General features: G+C 58.9%; 16 protein-coding genes. 9 read left to right on the forward strand and 7 right to left on the reverse strand.

The window, feature by feature from the left end:
* Window positions 1-191 precede the first annotated feature (191 nt).
* Entirely contained in the window at window positions 192-1,469 is a 1,278-nt protein-coding gene (locus Enr8_RS18835) for a polysaccharide pyruvyl transferase family protein (protein WP_146434435.1), read from the reverse strand.
* A gap of 17 nt (window positions 1,470-1,486) precedes the next feature.
* Between Enr8_RS18835 and Enr8_RS26445 the strand changes: the two genes are divergently transcribed.
* A complete protein-coding gene (locus tag Enr8_RS26445) occupies window positions 1,487-2,584 on the forward strand; it encodes a DUF1559 family PulG-like putative transporter (protein WP_146434437.1) in 1,098 nt (365 codons plus the stop codon).
* A gap of 281 nt (window positions 2,585-2,865) precedes the next feature.
* On the opposite strand, the gene Enr8_RS18845 is transcribed toward Enr8_RS26445, so the two are convergent.
* Window positions 2,866-3,642 carry an NRDE family protein gene (locus Enr8_RS18845; protein WP_146434439.1) on the reverse strand — a complete coding sequence of 259 codons (777 nt, stop codon included), beginning with the start codon at window positions 3,640-3,642 and terminating at the stop codon, window positions 2,866-2,868.
* Between the two features lie 428 nt (window positions 3,643-4,070).
* On the opposite strand from Enr8_RS18845, the gene Enr8_RS18850 reads away from it, so the two are divergent.
* Window positions 4,071-4,430 carry a DUF2750 domain-containing protein gene (locus tag Enr8_RS18850; RefSeq protein WP_146434441.1) on the forward strand — a complete coding sequence of 120 codons (360 nt, stop codon included), beginning with the start codon at window positions 4,071-4,073 and terminating at the stop codon, window positions 4,428-4,430.
* Window positions 4,431-4,784: 354 nt separating this feature from the next.
* Here Enr8_RS18850 and Enr8_RS18855 read toward each other — a convergent pair whose 3' ends face one another.
* Window positions 4,785-5,189, reverse strand: coding sequence for a hypothetical protein (locus Enr8_RS18855; RefSeq protein WP_146434443.1), 405 nt, complete (start codon window positions 5,187-5,189; stop codon window positions 4,785-4,787).
* Between the two features lie 463 nt (window positions 5,190-5,652).
* Window positions 5,653-6,195, reverse strand: a complete 543-nt coding sequence (locus tag Enr8_RS18860) for a hypothetical protein (protein ID WP_146434445.1) — start codon at window positions 6,193-6,195, stop codon at window positions 5,653-5,655.
* A 277-nt stretch (window positions 6,196-6,472) separates the two neighbouring features.
* Between Enr8_RS18860 and Enr8_RS18865 the strand changes: the two genes are divergently transcribed.
* Together Enr8_RS18865 and Enr8_RS18870 are read left to right on the forward strand one after the other, a co-directional pair.
* Window positions 6,473-7,432, forward strand: a complete 960-nt coding sequence (locus Enr8_RS18865; protein ID WP_146434447.1) for a hypothetical protein — start codon at window positions 6,473-6,475, stop codon at window positions 7,430-7,432.
* A gap of 101 nt (window positions 7,433-7,533) precedes the next feature.
* Complete coding sequence (locus Enr8_RS18870; protein ID WP_146434449.1) at window positions 7,534-9,087, forward strand: serine/threonine-protein kinase; 1,554 nt, start codon at window positions 7,534-7,536, stop codon at window positions 9,085-9,087.
* Between the two features lie 283 nt (window positions 9,088-9,370).
* Here the strand turns inward: Enr8_RS18870 and Enr8_RS18875 are convergent, their stop codons facing one another.
* Entirely contained in the window at window positions 9,371-9,829 is a 459-nt protein-coding gene (locus Enr8_RS18875; protein ID WP_146434451.1) for a hypothetical protein, read from the reverse strand.
* Window positions 9,830-9,925: 96 nt separating this feature from the next.
* Between Enr8_RS18875 and Enr8_RS18880 the strand changes: the two genes are divergently transcribed.
* Window positions 9,926-12,124 carry an alpha/beta hydrolase family protein gene (locus tag Enr8_RS18880; RefSeq protein WP_146434453.1) on the forward strand — a complete coding sequence of 733 codons (2,199 nt, stop codon included), beginning with the start codon at window positions 9,926-9,928 and terminating at the stop codon, window positions 12,122-12,124.
* 25 nt (window positions 12,125-12,149) lie between these two features.
* Here Enr8_RS18880 and Enr8_RS18885 read toward each other — a convergent pair whose 3' ends face one another.
* Window positions 12,150-12,377 (reverse strand): hypothetical protein, encoded by a 228-nt coding sequence (locus Enr8_RS18885; RefSeq protein WP_146434455.1) that lies wholly within the window; start codon window positions 12,375-12,377, stop codon window positions 12,150-12,152.
* Between the two features lie 1,014 nt (window positions 12,378-13,391).
* On the opposite strand from Enr8_RS18885, the gene Enr8_RS18890 reads away from it, so the two are divergent.
* Window positions 13,392-13,673 carry a flagellar biosynthesis anti-sigma factor FlgM gene (locus Enr8_RS18890; protein WP_146434457.1) on the forward strand — a complete coding sequence of 94 codons (282 nt, stop codon included), beginning with the start codon at window positions 13,392-13,394 and terminating at the stop codon, window positions 13,671-13,673.
* A 250-nt stretch (window positions 13,674-13,923) separates the two neighbouring features.
* Window positions 13,924-14,445: a Fur family transcriptional regulator gene (locus Enr8_RS18895; RefSeq protein WP_246120152.1), complete on the forward strand. Its 522-nt coding sequence runs from the start codon at window positions 13,924-13,926 to the stop codon at window positions 14,443-14,445.
* A gap of 123 nt (window positions 14,446-14,568) precedes the next feature.
* Here Enr8_RS18895 and Enr8_RS18900 read toward each other — a convergent pair whose 3' ends face one another.
* The gene (locus Enr8_RS18900; RefSeq protein WP_222434907.1) at window positions 14,569-15,120 is read right to left on the reverse strand and encodes a PIN domain-containing protein; all 552 of its coding nucleotides are present in this window, start codon (window positions 15,118-15,120) and stop codon (window positions 14,569-14,571) included.
* A gap of 361 nt (window positions 15,121-15,481) precedes the next feature.
* Between Enr8_RS18900 and Enr8_RS18905 the strand changes: the two genes are divergently transcribed.
* Both Enr8_RS18905 and Enr8_RS18910 read left to right on the forward strand, forming a co-directional pair.
* Window positions 15,482-16,033 (forward strand): DUF6790 family protein, encoded by a 552-nt coding sequence (locus Enr8_RS18905; protein WP_222434908.1) that lies wholly within the window; start codon window positions 15,482-15,484, stop codon window positions 16,031-16,033.
* A 19-nt stretch (window positions 16,034-16,052) separates the two neighbouring features.
* Window positions 16,053-16,961: a lactate/malate dehydrogenase family protein gene (locus tag Enr8_RS18910; RefSeq protein ID WP_146434459.1), complete on the forward strand. Its 909-nt coding sequence runs from the start codon at window positions 16,053-16,055 to the stop codon at window positions 16,959-16,961.
* Window positions 16,962-17,044: the final 83 nt, after the last annotated feature.

Below are 17,044 nucleotides of genomic sequence, written 5' to 3' on the forward strand. Positions count from 1 at the left end.
CGGCTCGCAAAATAACGACTTACGTCGCTATTTTGGGATCGCATCCCTGCGATCCAGCAGCCCGTTGAGAAAATCAACGGACTGCTAAGGAAGAAATCATCTCTCTTTTCCGCATTAGACATTAGTTCTTAGTCACTAGGCATTTCTCACCGCATTCCCTCGGCTCGCGCCTCGGGTTAGTGTGTTGGCGATTACGTCTTTGCTAGCTCTCGCCCCAGGATCGCCATCGTTTCGGCTTGGATCTTTTCGACCCGATGCTGGGCGGCGACCGCTTTCCGCTTTGCAGCGGCGGGATCTTTGGCGATCTCGACGACGGTCGGGGCGAGGCGGTCGATGCTCGCTTGGTCGTCCATGTTAAAGAGCCACTCCGACAAGCCGATGTCGTCCCACATGTACCCTTTGGTCGTTTGCTCGGCCCAGCGGCAGACGACGGCCGGGACGCCATGGCCAATGCACATGATCGGTGAGTGCATCTCGTTGCCGAACAAGCCGGCGCTATTGGTATAGACGCTAACCGCTTCGCCGGTGAGCCAATAGTTGGGACGCCAGACAACGCGTTCCCGGACATCGGCAGGCAGCTTGTCGACGATCATCTCTTTGCCGATCTGCATCTGCGTTTGATCCTCGGGGCAAACGAGCACCTTCATGTCGGTTTGCTTCACGACCTGAATGATCGCCTCACGCAGGGGAGCGTGATCGTGTTCTTTCATCTCCTCGTTGCGGGCATGCTTGGCCGGATCGACCGCCGACTTTTTGTAGACCCACGACGGAGTGTAGCGGAGCCGCGGAATGCAGCAGAGGAACTTGCCGCTTTCCAGATCGTGCTTCTTCAAGAAGGCTTCGGCTTTGGCGTCGTCGCGCAAGTTGCAAGCGAACGCGCCGTCGGGGCCAAATTGCATGATCGGGGCCTGGGCGCCTTTCTCTTTGGCGAACGCCAACGAGTGCGAGTCGCGGAAGAAGACGAAGGCCGCGCCATTAAGCACTTCCACGGCGCTGGCGACCTGATCGTCGCTGAGCGCCGTCGTCTGATGCGATTTCTTCGGCGGGAAGGTGATGCCGTAAATGCCGTACGGCTTGCCGGTTTCCTTCGACCAGCGGCGGACGTCTTTCTCGGCGACGAGTGATGCGCCGCTGCCATGCAACAGGAAATCACATTCGTCGAAAGCAGTCGCCAGGTCCTGCTTGTTCTTCACGATCTTCAGTTTCGGGAAGTTGGCCAGCAGCAGCTCATCAACGCCGTTATCGACCTTGCTGGGCCAAAGCGTTACCTCGGTCTCGGGCAGGTATTCCGAGATGAGACGCAACACGCCGGGCGTATGGGCGATGTCGCCGATGTTGATCGTTTGCCACGACGAGCGAAGCAAGATCCGCTGGGGCGCCTTCTCGGCAGCGAATAACGAAGAAGCGCTGGCGGCGGAAAGTCCAAGGATACCAAGAGCTTGGCGGCGGCTGATCAAAGCTGGATTCATCAATAATCTCGGGCAGGATGGTTCGACGGGTGGGGCGGCGCTGGCCGGAAATCGGATCGCAGTATAAACGGACAATCGGCGGTTCGCCACAACGCGGGACTCGCGACAGGGCCCCAAACAACGCCAAGTTTCACAACTCGACCGCCAATTTTCAGCGCTCTATTTGCCTCTGTTTCGGACATCCGCCCAAAAATTGTGCACAAAGTCTTGACGATTTGTGCTACTGCAGTGATGTCAATTTGACCCCCATTGGTTGTAATGCACGAAAAATCCGGAAATTCGACGCGGAACCCGCAAACCGTTCTTTTTCCACGCAAACCGCGCGAATAAGTGCAATTCCTGATACGCAAGTTTCATTTTGGCAGGGAGATATCTGGGCCCATTATTACACGGAGACTCCCCGCGGCGTCTTCGCTCGCGGCGTCCGAGGCAATGGCATCATTTCCACCAACTCGGTGCTCAAACGCAAGATGGCTTCGATCACCGACGGAACGAGCAACACGGTCATGATGTCGGAGTCGAAAGTTGCGCCTTCGAAATCGGACAATCGCGTTGGAACCGCCATCGCCATCAGCCTGTCGGAACGAAAACCGAGCAGCTGCATCGCCCGGGTCGGCGCCGATCGCACGCATACCGGCAACACCTCGACCAACAGCCATCAGCTTGGCTGGCGTTGGTATAGCGGCAACGCTCCTTACACGCTGTTCCAGACGATCTTGCCGCCCAATGGTCCAACCTGCGGCTGGACGGCGGAAGGGGCGCCGATGATCACCGCCGGCAGTTATCATCCTGGCGGCGCCAACTCGCTGTTCGCCGACGGCTCGGTCCACTTCATCCCCAAACTTCACGCCATTCCCGTCATCGCGTTTTGCACCCTACTCGCTGGCTGCTACTCAACGCCGTTCCTGCAAACCGAGTACGTCGAAGGGCTGGTCACGCTCGACGGCAGCCCGGTCCCTGACGCCACGGTCACGTTTGTGCCATTGGAGCCAGGGCAGGGGAGCGCCGGCGTCGGCACTTCCGACGCATCGGGCGTCTATCGCCGATCGACCCTCAGCAGCCGGGATGGCCTGATGCCGAAACATGGCGCCGGCGTCTTGCCGGGCAAGTACTAGGTCGGGGTTGAAAAGATCGAGATTCCGGCCGAGATTCAGGCCCGGATCGACGCCGGCGAGTCAGTCCCGCTGAACCCGGCCAGCCTGAAACGCATCATCCCTAACCGCTTCGCCGATCCTGAAAAGTCGGGCCTGGTGGTCGAGGTGACGCCAGGGAGCAACGATATTCCGCTGGCGATTCGCTCGAAGTAGAACTCAACGTTGATCCTCCGCGCACAAAAAAAAGAGCCTTGCTGGATAGCAAGGCTCTTTGTCGTTTGTTGCAGGTCAACGCAAGTGCGTTAGCTGGCTTGCGCCTTAGTGCGGGCTTCGCGAAGACCGCGGCTGAGGATATCTCGCAACAGCGGCGAGTAATCTTCGTAGGGGGTCTTGGTCGGCGCGCCGCCAGCAAATTGATAGATGGCGTCACGCGGCTTTTTGCCGAGGGCGATCAGCGTTGAGCTGACGGTGCCCCACTCGCGACCTTCCATCACCATGCCGGGACGTCCCGGAGCGGCAGCCGGTCGAGCGAACACTTTGCTCGCCACAGCCAGGAACTTTACCGACGAATCAAGCGTCTGCAGCGTCAGCAGGCGATGAGCCAATTTGACTCGTTCGTCTCGCGAATCGTTCAGATCGCTGCCGGCGATCAGGTTTAGGCCTTCTTCCAACGGTTGAGCGTTGATGTCGTCTCCACCATGAATCGCCCAGCCGCCACGGCTGTCGGCCACCACGAAGTTGACGCCATCGTACTCGTCGTTGTTCAGTGCCTCCATCGCCATATCGACAGCCGCCTGGGCCGAATTGGCGCGAAGCAATTCGCGGCAGAGCAGACCACGCGAACGCGGGGCGATGGGGCGATTCATCTTGCGGCGATTGCACGCACCGACGAACAGCCCATGTTGATTGACTCCCAGCCAGGTACCGCCGGCTTGCTGGTCAATTCCACACAGAGCGCGCGGCTTGCCAGATTGGATCGACGGGGCGGAGCTAGGGCGATCGTAAAATTCTTCTCGGTTGGCAGCGACCAAAATGGGGGCTTCAGCAACCGATCGGTATTGGATTGCCAGTAGGCACATATTGCAAAAGATCGGGGGCAGAGGGTGATAAGGACTTGCACTCCCTGGACACGCTCCAAGGCAGTTACAATCCTTAAGAGTTTATTCGATTTCACAAGTTCGGACACCCCTTAATGGGGGACATGGCCTCAAATTTTACAGAGTAAACCAGCGAAAAAGCTGGACATTTGCCTGCGAATCAATCTTAGTGGTCGCTACTCATCCCCTGGAATCCAATTAACGGCAAACAACACCGTGGCGACCCTCCGGCGACGTGATCCCGCATCTCCTCGTCAATTTTCCTATTTGTCGCGTCTCGACATGCGGAAGCCCTCCTACTTGGCTCGGGGCAAGATTTGCGAGATCTTAAAAGGATGGATAAGAACGCCGCCCCGCTCTCGAACCAGTGGTAAGGCCTTCCTTCCCTCTCTCTCCAGAAACCAAACCGCATGTTTTCCTCCAAACGCCTTAACGCCGTCGACCTGGGCGGCGAAGACCGCCTGCAAATCTTCCTCCGCACTGTTCGCGAGAACAAGGAACTGTGGGGCCTGTACGCCGACGGTTGGGCCGAAACGATTGATGACGACCGAAAGAAGGGGTTTGTCGTCTTCCCGGATCAGGAACATGCCCAGCTCTGCGCGACCGACAAATGGAAACGCTATTCCCCCAAGAGCATCAAATTGTCGAGCTTCGTCGAGCGATTCCTCGACAAACTAACGAAGCAGAAGTACACCGTCGCTGTGTTCCCGACCCCATTTGACAGGGCCGTGCAGGTCGATCCACAAACGATCCGGTCCGAACTGCTGTAGCAGTCCGTTGATTTTCTCGACGGACTGCGTGATCGCACGGATGCGATTCCAAAACAACGACGTAAGTCGTTATTTTGCGAGCCGCGAAGAGCGATACTCTGAGCCTGGCGAGGTTGGAAAAGCGACGATGGCATTTTTCAACAGGCAGGTAGACGTCGGGTTCTTACGCACCAATCGGCCGAATCCGATCCGAGACGGGGCGCCGGTTCTCTTCAGCGTCGCAGATTTCGTGGAGAATGGGGATCTCAAGAAACGAAATCAGCGCGTGCTCGAAACCCGAGCACGCGCTGCCCCAACCAGCTGCGATCGGCAACCGGCGCTTAATAAACAACGATTCGGGTCCAACGTCATTCTTTATTTCGCGTTTTCTAATTTTGCCGCTGCGGTCCGACGTTCTTCGCGCCGCTTTTCAGCCGCAGCCTGAAGTCGTTCGACCTCCTTCAGCTGATCGGCCGTCAATGTGGCCTTAACTTTGGCGTCTCTTTCCGCCTTAATCGCGACAACCTGGCGGATCAGTTCGTCCAACTGATCCTGATAGGCTCCTTGAATCGCGTAGATCTCAACGCGTTGTTTTTCGGTGACGACCTGGCTGTAAAAGTTGGGCAACCGGCCGCGAGCTTTGGCCCGCGGTTTGGCCTCCGCTTTCTCTTCCGCCACGGCGGTCGATTCTTCCGCCGCGGTCGCCGATCTCGCCGCGACGCCAGCGACGCAAAACCCGAAAATCATCAGCCAAGTAGCAATCGATCGAGCAAAAAGCATAGAAAGTCCTCCAAAAGCGTAAATCGAGGTGGAGGCCTCCATGCCGGACATTCTCCTATCAGATGTCTAGCAGTTTATATCTACAGAGGGGCATGCACAACTATCTGGGGTATAAAATTTACCCACTTTAGCCACGCCCTAGAGAGGTGTAGCGGCACGCGTTTCGATACGCGCATGAAAAAAGGCCATGGTTGGTCGGTCCGTCGATCCCCATGACCCAATTGAAACGAAACGCATCTTGCATTTCGTCCTCCCGTCTTATTCTGCTGTTACTTATCGGCGCGGCCCTCGCCGCTGCTGTAGCTAATTTTCCGGAAAATAGTGCTAGCACCAGCTGCAACGGCTAGAACAGCTATCCTTGTTGGACCAAGAAATAGCGAAGGGGGCGTCCTGGAGAGAAGACGCCCCCTTCACGTTGCTCTGAATTGTTGTGGCGGCGATGGCCGCCAGTCGGCTGCGGAACCTAGTTCGGCAGCGTCGAGCGATAGCCCGGCGAGACCAGCTTCGCTTCGCGGGTCGGCATGATCTGAGCGGCCGGCATCGGACCGACTTCGTACTCGGTGGGATAGCCCAGCTGGATGATCCGCGTCGACGAAGGGGCGCAGGTCGTGCAGCCCGGCGAACCATAGCCGTAACCGCGAACCTTATACATCTTCAGGCAGCTCGGGCACTTCTCGCAGACTCGCTCGAAATGCGGGCCTTGACAGTCGCACATCGGATACTGGTCGCAGCAGGTTCCGGTCGCACAGGTCGGCCCACAACCGCAAGCCGAAGGGCGGGCAAACCAGTGATAACGTCCTTGGATCTGCGTGCCGCACGCTTTCTGGGCACAGTAACCATCCCAGACGTTGGCGCAGTTCAGACCGCCATGTCCGCAGGTCGACGGTTGAGCACAACCACAGTCGGCGACGCCGACATAACCGGACGTCGCGCCCCATCCGCCGGCACAGGCCAGCGAGGCGAACATCAACGTGCCGAGCAATCCGCTCCAGGCTTTTCCATTCATCGAGCTTTCTCCATTCGATTCCGGGCGCTAGGGGGACGCAGGTCGATCGCCGCGATCCCAAGTCGGGAACCAGGCAGGCGAGAGCGTCGCACAGGAGAAACATTGCTCACACGTTGCGTTGTGCAAACGCCTCATGTTGATTTTTGGAAAAATTGCTGATCACCGGCGGACCGAAAATCGTCCTATCCTTTGTTCGTAGAAGTAGTTGGTGCTACGATTTCAAGGGCTTCACGTCGCCCAGTGGCCACATCCGGCAGCCGCCCAGCGGAACCGCATCATGACGATTTTGCAGACTCTCGGGGAAATCCAGCCAGGCGTGATGACCGGCCTGACGGCGCTGTTGGCCGGGGTCGTCGGTACGCTGCTGCTCGCCTCGCGACGTCGTGCGCTCGACGGCACGACGCTTGTCGCGCCATGGTGGTGGGTCATGATCGCATGGTTGGCGGTCACCGGCGTCGAAACCTGGATCGGTCTGGCGGTCTCGGCCGGTTATCCGGTTCCTTATCGCGACGCACTTCGCTTTACGGCCGGGATGACTCTCTTTTGTCCGCTGCTGGCCCAGCTGGGCGCCAAGCGTCCACAGAATGTCGCCTGGCAATGGGTGGTGGTCGCGCTGTGGGCGGTGCTGATGATGCCGATTGGCGAATTGCTCGCCTTGGGACGCGGGGGAGAGCTGGTGCAACTGGGAGGCGCTCGCAGCTGGTTGCTGTTCGTGCTGATCGTGGCCGGCCTGCTGAACAACGGACCGACTCGCTTTTGTATGACGGCGATCCTGCTGGCGATGGCGCAGACGCTGCTGCTGGCGAAGCACCTGCCGGGGATCGGCGTCGGCTTTGCCGCCGGCGGCGCTTGCCTGGCGATCTTGCTACTGTTGACCGGCATCTTCCTGGCGGTGCTCGATTGGCCCCCCAAGAGCCCGACGACGCGTCCCGAAGACCGCGTTTGGCTCGACTTCCGCGATAGCTTTGGCGCGTTTTGGGCGCTGCGGGTGGCGGAGCGAATCAACGCGTCCGCCTCCCGTTACCAGTGGGGGCTGTGGCTCACTTGGAACGGCTTCAGCCAGGTCGAATTTGTCGGCGTGGCCGGCGAAGTCAATGAAGAGGTAAACTCGGCGCTGCGGGTCAGTCTGAGGTCGCTGTTGCGGCGGTTTGTCTCGGATGAGTGGCTTCGCCAGCGGATGCCGGCGGAGAAACCGGAAGATTCCCGCAAAACCCCTCCGCCAGAGGCACATCTCTAGTCAGGAAGTTGCCGGCCACGGACAAACCCGTTGGTTGCCTAACGGGCTATCGCCGCCCATACTAAATCAAGAGTTGTCACTGCTCACCTACCGGACCCCCCATGGCCGATTCCCCATCCTCCGCCTTCGCCGCGACCAGCGATCTGACTGGCAAATCGCTGGGCGACTACCAAGTGCTGCGGCGGCTCGGTCGTGGGGCGATGGCCGAGGTCTACCTAGCCCAACAGACCAGCCTGAAACGGCAGGTCGCCCTCAAGATCTTGTTGCCGGCCCTCGCCCAGCAAGACTCGTACGTCAAACGTTTCCATCGCGAGGCGCAAGCGGCCGCCGCGCTGACGCACGCTAACATCGTGCAGATCTTTGAAGTCGGCTGCATCGATGGGCTCCACTTCATCGCCCAAGAGTACGTCCCGGGTCAGACGCTCAAGCAGCTTACCGGCAAGACCGGCTCGGTCGACGCCAAGGCAGGCTTCGCGATCTTACGCCAGGTCTCCGCCGCACTCGTCAAAGCGGCGGAGCAGGGGATCGTCCATCGTGATATCAAACCCGAGAACGTGCTGATCACCGCTTCCGGCGAAGTGAAGGTCGCCGACTTTGGCCTGTCGCGGGTCGTCAGCCAGAACGGCGAAGGCCTGAACCTGACCGAAATCGGCGTCACGCTCGGCACGCCGCTCTACATGAGCCCCGAGCAAGTCGAAGGCAAACCGGTCGACGCCCGCAGCGACATCTATTCGCTCGGCGTGACGATCTATCACCTACTGGCCGGCCGTCCGCCGTTTGATGGCGATACGGCGCTATCGGTCGCGGTGCAACATCTGCAGACAGAGCCGCCTCGTCTTGAGACGTTGCGTCACGACTTGCCGCCGCAACTGACGCGCGTCATCCATAAGATGCTCGCCAAGAAGCCGGACAAGCGTCAGCAGAACGCCTCCGAGCTGTTGCAAGAGTTGCGGGAAGTGCTGGAAGCGGTCGGTCCCGAGAAGCTCGGCGGCGGCGTCCACGATTGGTCGATGCCGGAGCTGGCCGCGATCGGCGATCGTTCGGCGGCGACGCGCGAGCTTGATCGCTTGATGAAGGTCGCCGGCAGATCCAAACAACATTTCGCCGCTGCCCGCGTCTGGCTAGGAGCGATCGCGATCGTTCTGATCTGTTTTGCGCTCGGAGCGGCGGTCGCCGTCACCAATGGTGAAGCTCCGCTGCTGCGGCCAGAACGACCGATCGCCGGCGACGAGTTCCCCGATCATGGTTCGGCCGAAGAGCAGTTCTATCGCGCGATGATGGATGGCTCGCCCGAAGCGTTTCATAGCGTTGGTCAGTACTACCCGCCCGAATCGAGCGCCGATGCGAAGGCCTGGACGCTGAAGGCCTGGAAACAGGAAGCGACGATCTTGATGAACCGGGGCGGCGTCGACAACTACGACCGCGCACTGCGCATCTTCCGCGAACTGGCGTCGCAAGACAGTTCCGAGATCGAAGCCCGCGCGTTTGGCGCCGCCGGCCACGCGATCTGTTTGTATCGCCTGGAAGACTACCAAAGGGCCCGCGAGATCGCCGTCGACGCCAAGGTGCTGCAGAAGTCGATCGAAGTCGACGCCGAGTTCAATCGCCAGTTTGAAGAAGTCTGGACGGCGCTATCCAATCGGCCGGGGGCGTAGAGACGATGCGATATTGCTAGTGGGGTCCTCAATGGCGTGATCTATAGGATGCCAATACTCTTGGTTAGCTGCCTGTTGAAAAATGCCCTCGTGGCGTTTTCCAACCTCGCTAGGCTCAGAGCATAGCTCTTCGCGGCTCGCAAAATAACGACTTACGTCGCTATTTTGGGATCGCATCCGTGCGATCACGCAGTCCGTCGAGAAAATCAACGGACTGTTAGCCCACACCTCGTAACGGATGCAGTGCTTAGGGCAGATTGTCACACCAACCGCAGACATTCCCTTACCGATTCAGCACAAACGCAAACCAAACCAGCGTCCCAATCGCCAGACCGATCAAGCCCCAAACCGTCCACCACTCGCGGTGCGACATCTCTTGTGCCGCTTGGGCGACGACGACCGGTTGGCCATCTTCAAAATCATGCCCGCACCAGGCGCATTGCTGGTAGAACTGCGGGCGAAAATGGTCGTCGCAGGTGGGGCAGACCAAATGGGGATACCGGTCGTCTTCGCTCAGATCGAGAATCGGTAGCGACGCCGGCGGAGGTTCGGCGCCTTGCGACTCGGCCGTCGCCAAGCGAAATTGCTCCGACGCTTCGCCGCAGGCCGGGCACGACGTCATCCGGTGCTTGCCACAGCCGGGGCAAGTTGGCCAGTCGGCCCAAGCGCGGCGCTGGGAGAGCGGGGCAGGGGAGGGGCTCGTGGAAGATTCTGCTTGCATCTTGGGGTCGCTGTCGGTCATTCTGTTAGTTGTCCTCACGTGCGACCCTTCGCGTCGCCCGCCCTTCCTTTCTCCTATCGACTCCCGCCGCTATTCATCTTCGCCAGGATTCGCCGCATGTTTCGTTTCTTCGCCGCAATTATATCGCTATCGTTGCTGTCGATCTCCACCGCTTTGTGGGCTGATTCACCAAGCGAGACAAATACCCCCGCCGCATTGGCGGCAGGAGCGAAACCCGCCGATTATCGACTGGCGCCACCGAAAGACCTGAACGGCTACTTTCCGTTCCAGCCGCCGGCAAAACAACAGTGGCCCGCCCGGGCCGAAGAAGTGAAGCGCCAGCTGAAGGTCGCCCTCGGCATTTGGCCGCAGCCCGCCAAGACGCCGCTCAATCCGGTCATTCATGGCAAGCTCGAATTCGACGACTACACGGTCGAGAAAGTCTACTTCGAAAGCCTGCCCGGTTTCTATGTGACCGGCAGTCTTTATCGCCCCAAGGATGCCAAAGGCCCCGTGCCGGCCGTGCTCTGCCCGCATGGACATTGGCCGGACGGGCGATTCTACGATCGTGGCGCCGAGGGAATTTTGAAAGACCTGGTCGGCGGCAGCGAACGGTTTGAAGAAGGAGGCCGCTCGCCGCTGCAAGCTCGCTGCGTGCAGTTGGCCCGGATGGGCTGCGTGGCGTTTCTGTATGACATGATCGGTTACGCCGACAGCGTGCAACTGTCGTACGACCTGGCGCATCGTTTTGCCGAACAACGTCCCGAAATGAACACGACCGAGAACTGGGGAATGTTCAGCCCGCAGGCCGAAGCCAATCTGCAGTCGATCATGGGCCTACAAACGTGGAACTCGATTCGCGCCCTCGACTTCCTGGAGTCGCTTCCCGATGTCGACAAGAAACGCTTGGGCGTGACCGGCTCAAGCGGCGGCGGCACGCAGACGATGATCCTGGCGGCGCTCGATCCGCGAATCGTCACCTCGTACCCGGCGGTGATGGTGTCGACCTCGATGCAAGGAGGCTGCACCTGCGAGAACTGCTCGCTACTGCGGATCGATACCGGCAACGTCGAGTTCGCGGCTCTCTTCGCCCCCAAGCTGCAAGGAATGACCGCCGCCGACGACTGGACCAAAGAGATGGCGACCAAAGGCTTTCCAGAACTACAAAAGCTGTACGAGGGACTGGGCGCCCCGAAGAACGTCTCGCTTCATCCGGCCGTTCACTTTCCGCACAACTACAACAACGTCGCTCGAGCGCCGATGTACGACATCTTCAGCCGCGCCTTCGGGCTGGGCATTCCCGCGCCAATCGTGGAGCACGACTACACGCTGCTGACCAAAGAGCAGCTAACGGTCTGGGATGAGCAGCACCCGCAGCCAGAAGCCGGCTCCGACGACTACGAGCGGAAGCTGCTGCACGACCTGAAGACCGAATCGGACAAGGCGATCGCCGCACTCACGCCAACCGACCAGGCGAGCTTCGCCGAGTTCCAAGAAGTGGTCGGCGGAGCGTGGCAAGCGCTGCTTGGCGCCAAGACGCCCACCTTCGATGCACTGCAGTTCGAGGTGACCGACAAGACTTCCAAAGACGACTACCTGCAAATCACTGGCCTGTTGCGCAAGAACGCCGGCAGCGACGAGCAAACCGAACTGCCGATCGTCTTCCTCTATCCCAACAAATGGAACGGCCAGGCGATTCTCTGGCTGTCACCGGCAGGGAAGGGAGGCCTGTATGGCAAAGATGGAGCGCTGTTGCCGATGGCGCAGCAGCTGGTCGACCAAGGGGCGTCGGTCATCGGCGTTAGTTTGCTCGGCCAGGGAGAGTTTGGCGGCGACGAGCGAAACCCGATCGTCGAAAATCCAAGACAGTTCGCCGGCTATACCTATGGTTACAACCGCACGTTGCTCGCTGATCGGGTTGCTGACGTCCTGACGGTCGGCGCCTTTCTCCGCGGGCATGATCGCAAGGCCAAGCATGTTGACCTGGTCGGCGTTGGCAACTGCGGCGTGATTGCGGCGGCGGCGCGGGCGACCGATCCGGCAATGTTTGACCGGGCGGTGATCGCGACCGGCGGCTTTCGGTTTGGCAAGCTGCTCGACTTCCGCGATGCGTCGTTTGTGCCGGGCGGGGCCAAGTATGGCGATCTGCCGGCGCTGCTGGCATTGGCGGCGCCGCAGTCGACGTTGGTGCTGGGAGAGCCGGCGGAAGGCTTGCCGCTGGTCAAAGCGGCCTATCAGGCTCGCGGGGCGCAGGAGACGCATAAAAACGGGGACGACCGAAGTTCGATCGTCCCCTATCTGATGGCTCCGCGTTAAGACGCAGAGTTTCTTGGCAATATGTTTAGAACAAGTCGTTCGTCGCTTCGCCAAGTGCGGCGGAGCGGGCTTCCAGAGGACGCGCGAGCGACCGTTCGGTTTCAAAATGACGCCAGGTGTGGCGTAGTTCGTTTAGCTCCGCATCGATCTCGTGGACGAACTCCAGGTAAGGGCCTAGGCCTACCATCAGTTCTTCCCCAGTCTGTTTATCGAGAAGACGAATCTGAAGCTGTTCAATGAGAGGCTCGTCCATGTTGCGAACTCCTATAAGTAAGGAAGTTCGCTACGAATCCCTGTAGCTTTGGGAGGCGATGATCCTTCACCGCGAAATGGTTAACGTCCGCATCTATATCTATTGGACGTTCCACAGACGAAAAGGGTTCGACCTTTTCGCTTTGGCTCCCGCGATTGCGGAGAACCACACCCCCCACTGCTTTCGACCTTCGACTAGACGGGGCAATTGTAAAGTTGACAATTGCCAAGGAAGCGATTGCAGAGAAAAAGCGGCTCGAGCGGTCCCAACTGCTGGACAGGGTCTATGTTTTCAGAAAGTTTTTTTGCTGTCTGCTCGCATGATAGCCATGCGACACCTGGGAACAGCGGCGATATCCGGGCAGCCTGCAACTAACGCAGATTCTCTCTGACGGGAAAAATTTTTCGTCACAACCGTCAGAATCGGCTCAAGTGAACCTCGATATCGGTCGCAGTTGACGTTGCTTCCCAAAGCCGCATTTCCTATAAACGGCGACCGGCATAATCGGTTCAAAGCGTTTGGCGCCAAATTCGCGAACAGGGTTTGGGGTCGGAGCGTAACAGTTACGACAGGGCAACTGAACAAATGAACAAGCGGCGACGTTGCCAAAACGCAACACTTGCTGCGGCCTTTGTTCGACGTGAGGCCAAAAGGCGACAAACTTTCGCCAAACGGCAGCCTCCCTGCGAGCTGTTACAACAAGAAACCAACCAAATGCAATGGAACGCCAGTGCTAGCATGTCGATGAGAGTAGTGCTTACGCTATTCTCGAGCCGCGAAGTCAGAAGCTTCGCACGGATTGTCGGCTAGACACGGAAAGCGGCGCTCAGCGGCAAGCTTTGAACTATATTTTGAGGTACGGAAGCAGTCACTGCCTGGCTCCCCCAGGCAAATGACCAGCTGGGGCCTCCAACTTTCCGGTCAATTACGCCTGGACGAAACGGGACTTGAAGCCGTCGCCCGCAACCGCGGCCAATGGTTCTACAGCGCCCATAAGGGAGTAGGAAAAGCTATATGTACATCAACGGCCCAACTAGTTTGCACGGTGCTCAGTCGATCAGCGGTCCCCATAAAGCGGGTAGCGCAACGCAGACGCTGGAACCGACTTCCCGGTTCGACACCGTCGATTCGCTCGACATTTCGTCAGAAGCCGACATGGTCAGCCGCGCTCGGGAAACGCCCGAGATTCGCACCGATAAGGTCGCCCAAATCAAAGCGCAAATCGCCGACGGCACTTACTTTAGCGACGACAAGCTCGATATCGCTTTGGAACGTCTGCTCGACGAATTCGGCTAATCGCTGAACTTTCGGTTCCCCCCGGACCGCCAGTTGAAACGTCTCTAGACCGCCGCGACTTCACCGTCGCGGCGGTTTTTTTGTGCGCCCATCGCTAGTTGGCTTTGCAAAATCAGGGCACAGGCCTACAATCGCTATTGAGACTACCCACAGACCCCAACTACGTAACTATGGGCTGTTAAACGAGATTGCCTGTTGCGAGACAGTCTCAACAGGCCCGCTAGCACCGCCAACGCCTTACGAGACCATCATGTCGCAGTCCCCCATCAGCGAATCGTACGCTTTGACCAGCGTAGACGTCGCGCTTCCTCCGATGGAGCGCTTTGAAGAGTACCTTCAGGCCAAGGGGAAGCGGATTACGCAGCCTCGTCGCATCCTGGTCGAGCATGTCTTCTCGAAGCACGAGCATTTTGACGCCGACGCGTTGATCGAAGAGCTCGCCCAGCGCGACGCCGGCCCCAAACGAGTCAGCCGGCCGACCGTCTATCGCACCTTGAACGAACTGGTCGAAGCGGGCCTGCTGCGCAAAATGGACATCGGCGGCCGAGCGGTCTATGAGCATGACTACGGCTACCCGGACCACGACCACCTCTACTGCACCCAGTGCGGCGATCTGTCGGAGTTTCATAGCGAAGAGCTGGTCCGCCTGCGCGACGCCGTTGCCCGGGAACAAGGATTCCGCGTGACGGGGCACAAGTTCATCGTCAACGGCACCTGCTTGGACTGCCAACGCAAGTCGCGGCGGCAAAAGCGGAAGGTCGACCTGATTTAGCGCGGTCCCGTCTGGCTGGTCGAAACGTCTTGAGGCTTCACGCGTTGCGGGGAAGTGGGGCCCACAGGGGATAGGTAACGCTTTCCCCTTCGGTCGAAATGTGCCCCGCTTTTTCTAGCGATTTCAGCAGTTGCGCAAGTTCTGCGCTGGACGAGCGCTTTTGAAATAGCGCGTTGATCGTGCTCGAGAGCGTCTTGACCTTCCTGGGGCGAGACGCGCCGCGGGCGTCAAATTCTGGACAATCGTCGCGATCTTTTCGGATCGTGGTTTCTTGGACCGCGATTTCTCACGAACCGGTTTGGGCAGCGCGATGTCGGCGATGTCTTTATGGCGAATAACTTCAAACCCTCTTCCCTTCGCGAATTGGATTAGGGGATCAAATCCGGTGTCCTTCGAGATCACAGGAAAGACTCCATCCGGATCGGTCTTCGATAGCTCGCCAATCGTGAAGGCGAAAGGAAAATCTAGGGCGTTGGCGCCGTTGCCGCAGATCTGAATGTACTCGGCGTTTGAGCCGAGCGGCTGAAGCTGATGGGCAAGTTCGATCGGCACTTTCGCTTGCTTCGTCCCGAGAAACGCGCAAACCTTCAGCGACATCCCCTGCATTCGCTGCAATCGCTGCAGCGACTTCGGCTGGACGTTCTCGTAGTCAATCAGCAGATAGTGGGTCTTCATTAGAGCGTTTTTCTGATAGCTGTAGCGTTTCTGGCGTTGGTGAGGCAAGCTGGTCAAGGCGACCGAAGCAGGCGAATCCTCAAGATTCGTCGATGCAGGTCAACGCCGACCAGCGCGGCCGCAACCAGCCAGAACGATACGAATGGAGGAAAACCGCTCTAGCAGCCGGGGCGGATGAGAGAATTGGGTGGGCACTATGCCAAAAGAAGTATATCTTTCAAACGGAGCGAGGGCCCAAATGCGTTTGTCGCCCCAATAGCAACGTATCCTTAAGTGGCAAAACGCTTTCGGGAGAATGCCTCCCGACGCGGACGCCTGTACATATTGAAGTTTCCCTGACGGGGTAACGTGGTTAGTGCGCATGATTGGAACGATTCTGCGTCTGGCGCTTAGCAACTATCCGGTCACGTTCCTGGTGCTTGGCTTGATCTGCGCGGCGATCTCGCTCGTCTGTCAGCCGAAGCCGCTCACTCGGCAGGTCGTGTTTGAAAAGCTGCTCGCGTATTACTGTCTCAGCGCGGTCGGCTTCTTCTACATTTACAACTTTGTGATGCACGTCTTCTTTGGCGAGTTTGCCGCCAAATACATCGGCTGGGCCGATAGCCCGTTTCAGCTGGAAGTCGGGTTCGCCAGTCTTGGCTTTGGCCTGGTTGGCTTGCTCGCGTTTCGGCCCGACTTCGGACTTCGTCTGGCGGCGAACGTGGGCCCCGCCTGTTTTATGTGGGGTGCGGCCGCCGGCCATGTCTATCAAATGGTCGTCCACCACAATTTCGCCCCTGGCAACGCCGGCACAATGTTCTGGGCGGACATTTTCCTCCCGATGATTGGCTTTTTTTTCCTGGCCGGTTGGCGAATGACCGCGACGACTCAACAATCGAAGGGCAGGGGAGAGGCGTTCGCTTCTTCCGGATAGTCCTCGCAGAGTCGCGTTCATGAAAATCAGCATCATCGGCACGGGGCACGTTGGCTCCGCGATCGCCTTCGCCGCGACCATCAATCCGCTCGCCGCCGAACTGTTGCTAATCAATCGCAACCTGGCGAAAGCCGAAGGGGAAGCGATCGACCTAGCCAACGCCAGCGCCTTGCAGAACAGCAACATGCGCATCTGGGCAGGCGAGATCGCCGACTCGGCCGGATCGGAGATCCTGATCTTTACCGCGTCGGTCCCGTACGGTTCGCCAACCCGCAAGCGAACCGATCTGGTCGCCGACAACTACGCGATTCTTAAAGAGTGGCTTCCCCGTTTGGCTGAGGTTAGTCCCGACGCGATCCTAATCATGGTCAGCAATCCGGTCGACGCGCTCACTTACGCCGCGATCCAGCTAACCGGTTATCCGGCAGAGCGGGTGATCGGCACCGGCACGCTGCTCGATAGCGTCCGTTACCGGGCGTTGCTATCGGCCGAGTTGGGCATTCACTCCGACGACATCCGAGCCTACATCCTGGGCGAACATGGCGACACGCAGTTCGCCGCCCATTCGCTCGCCATGACCGGCGGCGAACGGTTCTACCCCAGCGACATGTCCGAGAAGCTGTTCCGCCAGACCGTATCGATGGGGTACGACGTTTCGTCACTAAAAGGACACACCAGCTACGGCATCGCCCTGGCGACGATGTTGATCGTCGATAGCATCGTATACGACTTGAAGCACACGATGCCAGTCAGCGTGTTGATCGAAGACTTTCTAGGGGTTAGCGACGTCTGCCTCTCGCTGCCGGCAGTGATCGGCAGGGCAGGGGTGACCCGCGTCTTACGGCCAACGCTTTCGGAAGACGAACAAGGGGCGTTCCGGCGATCGGCCGACGCGGTGCGAGCGAATATTGAAGCGATGCCAAGTTAGACCAAGTCGCTTTGGCCCAACTTGACTTCGCCCCATGCGACGTCTATTCACTCCCCACCAGCGCGAGCCGCGGTCGGTTCCAG

The organism is Blastopirellula retiformator, assembly GCF_007859755.1.
GTDB lineage: Bacteria > Planctomycetota > Planctomycetia > Pirellulales > Pirellulaceae > Blastopirellula > Blastopirellula retiformator.

Coding starts and splice junctions, on each gene's coding strand:
- Enr8_RS18835 (WP_146434435.1), bottom strand. CDS start 1,469: ATGAATCCAGCTTTGATCAGCCGCCGCCAAGCTCTTGGTATCCTTGGA.
- Enr8_RS26445 (WP_146434437.1), top strand. CDS start 1,487: ATGGTTCGACGGGTGGGGCGGCGCTGGCCGGAAATCGGATCGCAGTAT.
- Enr8_RS18845 (WP_146434439.1), bottom strand. CDS start 3,642: ATGTGCCTACTGGCAATCCAATACCGATCGGTTGCTGAAGCCCCCATT.
- Enr8_RS18850 (WP_146434441.1), top strand. CDS start 4,071: ATGTTTTCCTCCAAACGCCTTAACGCCGTCGACCTGGGCGGCGAAGAC.
- Enr8_RS18855 (WP_146434443.1), bottom strand. CDS start 5,189: ATGCTTTTTGCTCGATCGATTGCTACTTGGCTGATGATTTTCGGGTTT.
- Enr8_RS18860 (WP_146434445.1), bottom strand. CDS start 6,195: ATGAATGGAAAAGCCTGGAGCGGATTGCTCGGCACGTTGATGTTCGCC.
- Enr8_RS18865 (WP_146434447.1), top strand. CDS start 6,473: ATGACGATTTTGCAGACTCTCGGGGAAATCCAGCCAGGCGTGATGACC.
- Enr8_RS18870 (WP_146434449.1), top strand. CDS start 7,534: ATGGCCGATTCCCCATCCTCCGCCTTCGCCGCGACCAGCGATCTGACT.
- Enr8_RS18875 (WP_146434451.1), bottom strand. CDS start 9,829: ATGACCGACAGCGACCCCAAGATGCAAGCAGAATCTTCCACGAGCCCC.
- Enr8_RS18880 (WP_146434453.1), top strand. CDS start 9,926: ATGTTTCGTTTCTTCGCCGCAATTATATCGCTATCGTTGCTGTCGATC.
- Enr8_RS18885 (WP_146434455.1), bottom strand. CDS start 12,377: ATGGACGAGCCTCTCATTGAACAGCTTCAGATTCGTCTTCTCGATAAA.
- Enr8_RS18890 (WP_146434457.1), top strand. CDS start 13,392: ATGTACATCAACGGCCCAACTAGTTTGCACGGTGCTCAGTCGATCAGC.
- Enr8_RS18895 (WP_246120152.1), top strand. CDS start 13,924: ATGTCGCAGTCCCCCATCAGCGAATCGTACGCTTTGACCAGCGTAGAC.
- Enr8_RS18900 (WP_222434907.1), bottom strand. CDS start 15,120: ATGAAGACCCACTATCTGCTGATTGACTACGAGAACGTCCAGCCGAAG.
- Enr8_RS18905 (WP_222434908.1), top strand. CDS start 15,482: ATGATTGGAACGATTCTGCGTCTGGCGCTTAGCAACTATCCGGTCACG.
- Enr8_RS18910 (WP_146434459.1), top strand. CDS start 16,053: ATGAAAATCAGCATCATCGGCACGGGGCACGTTGGCTCCGCGATCGCC.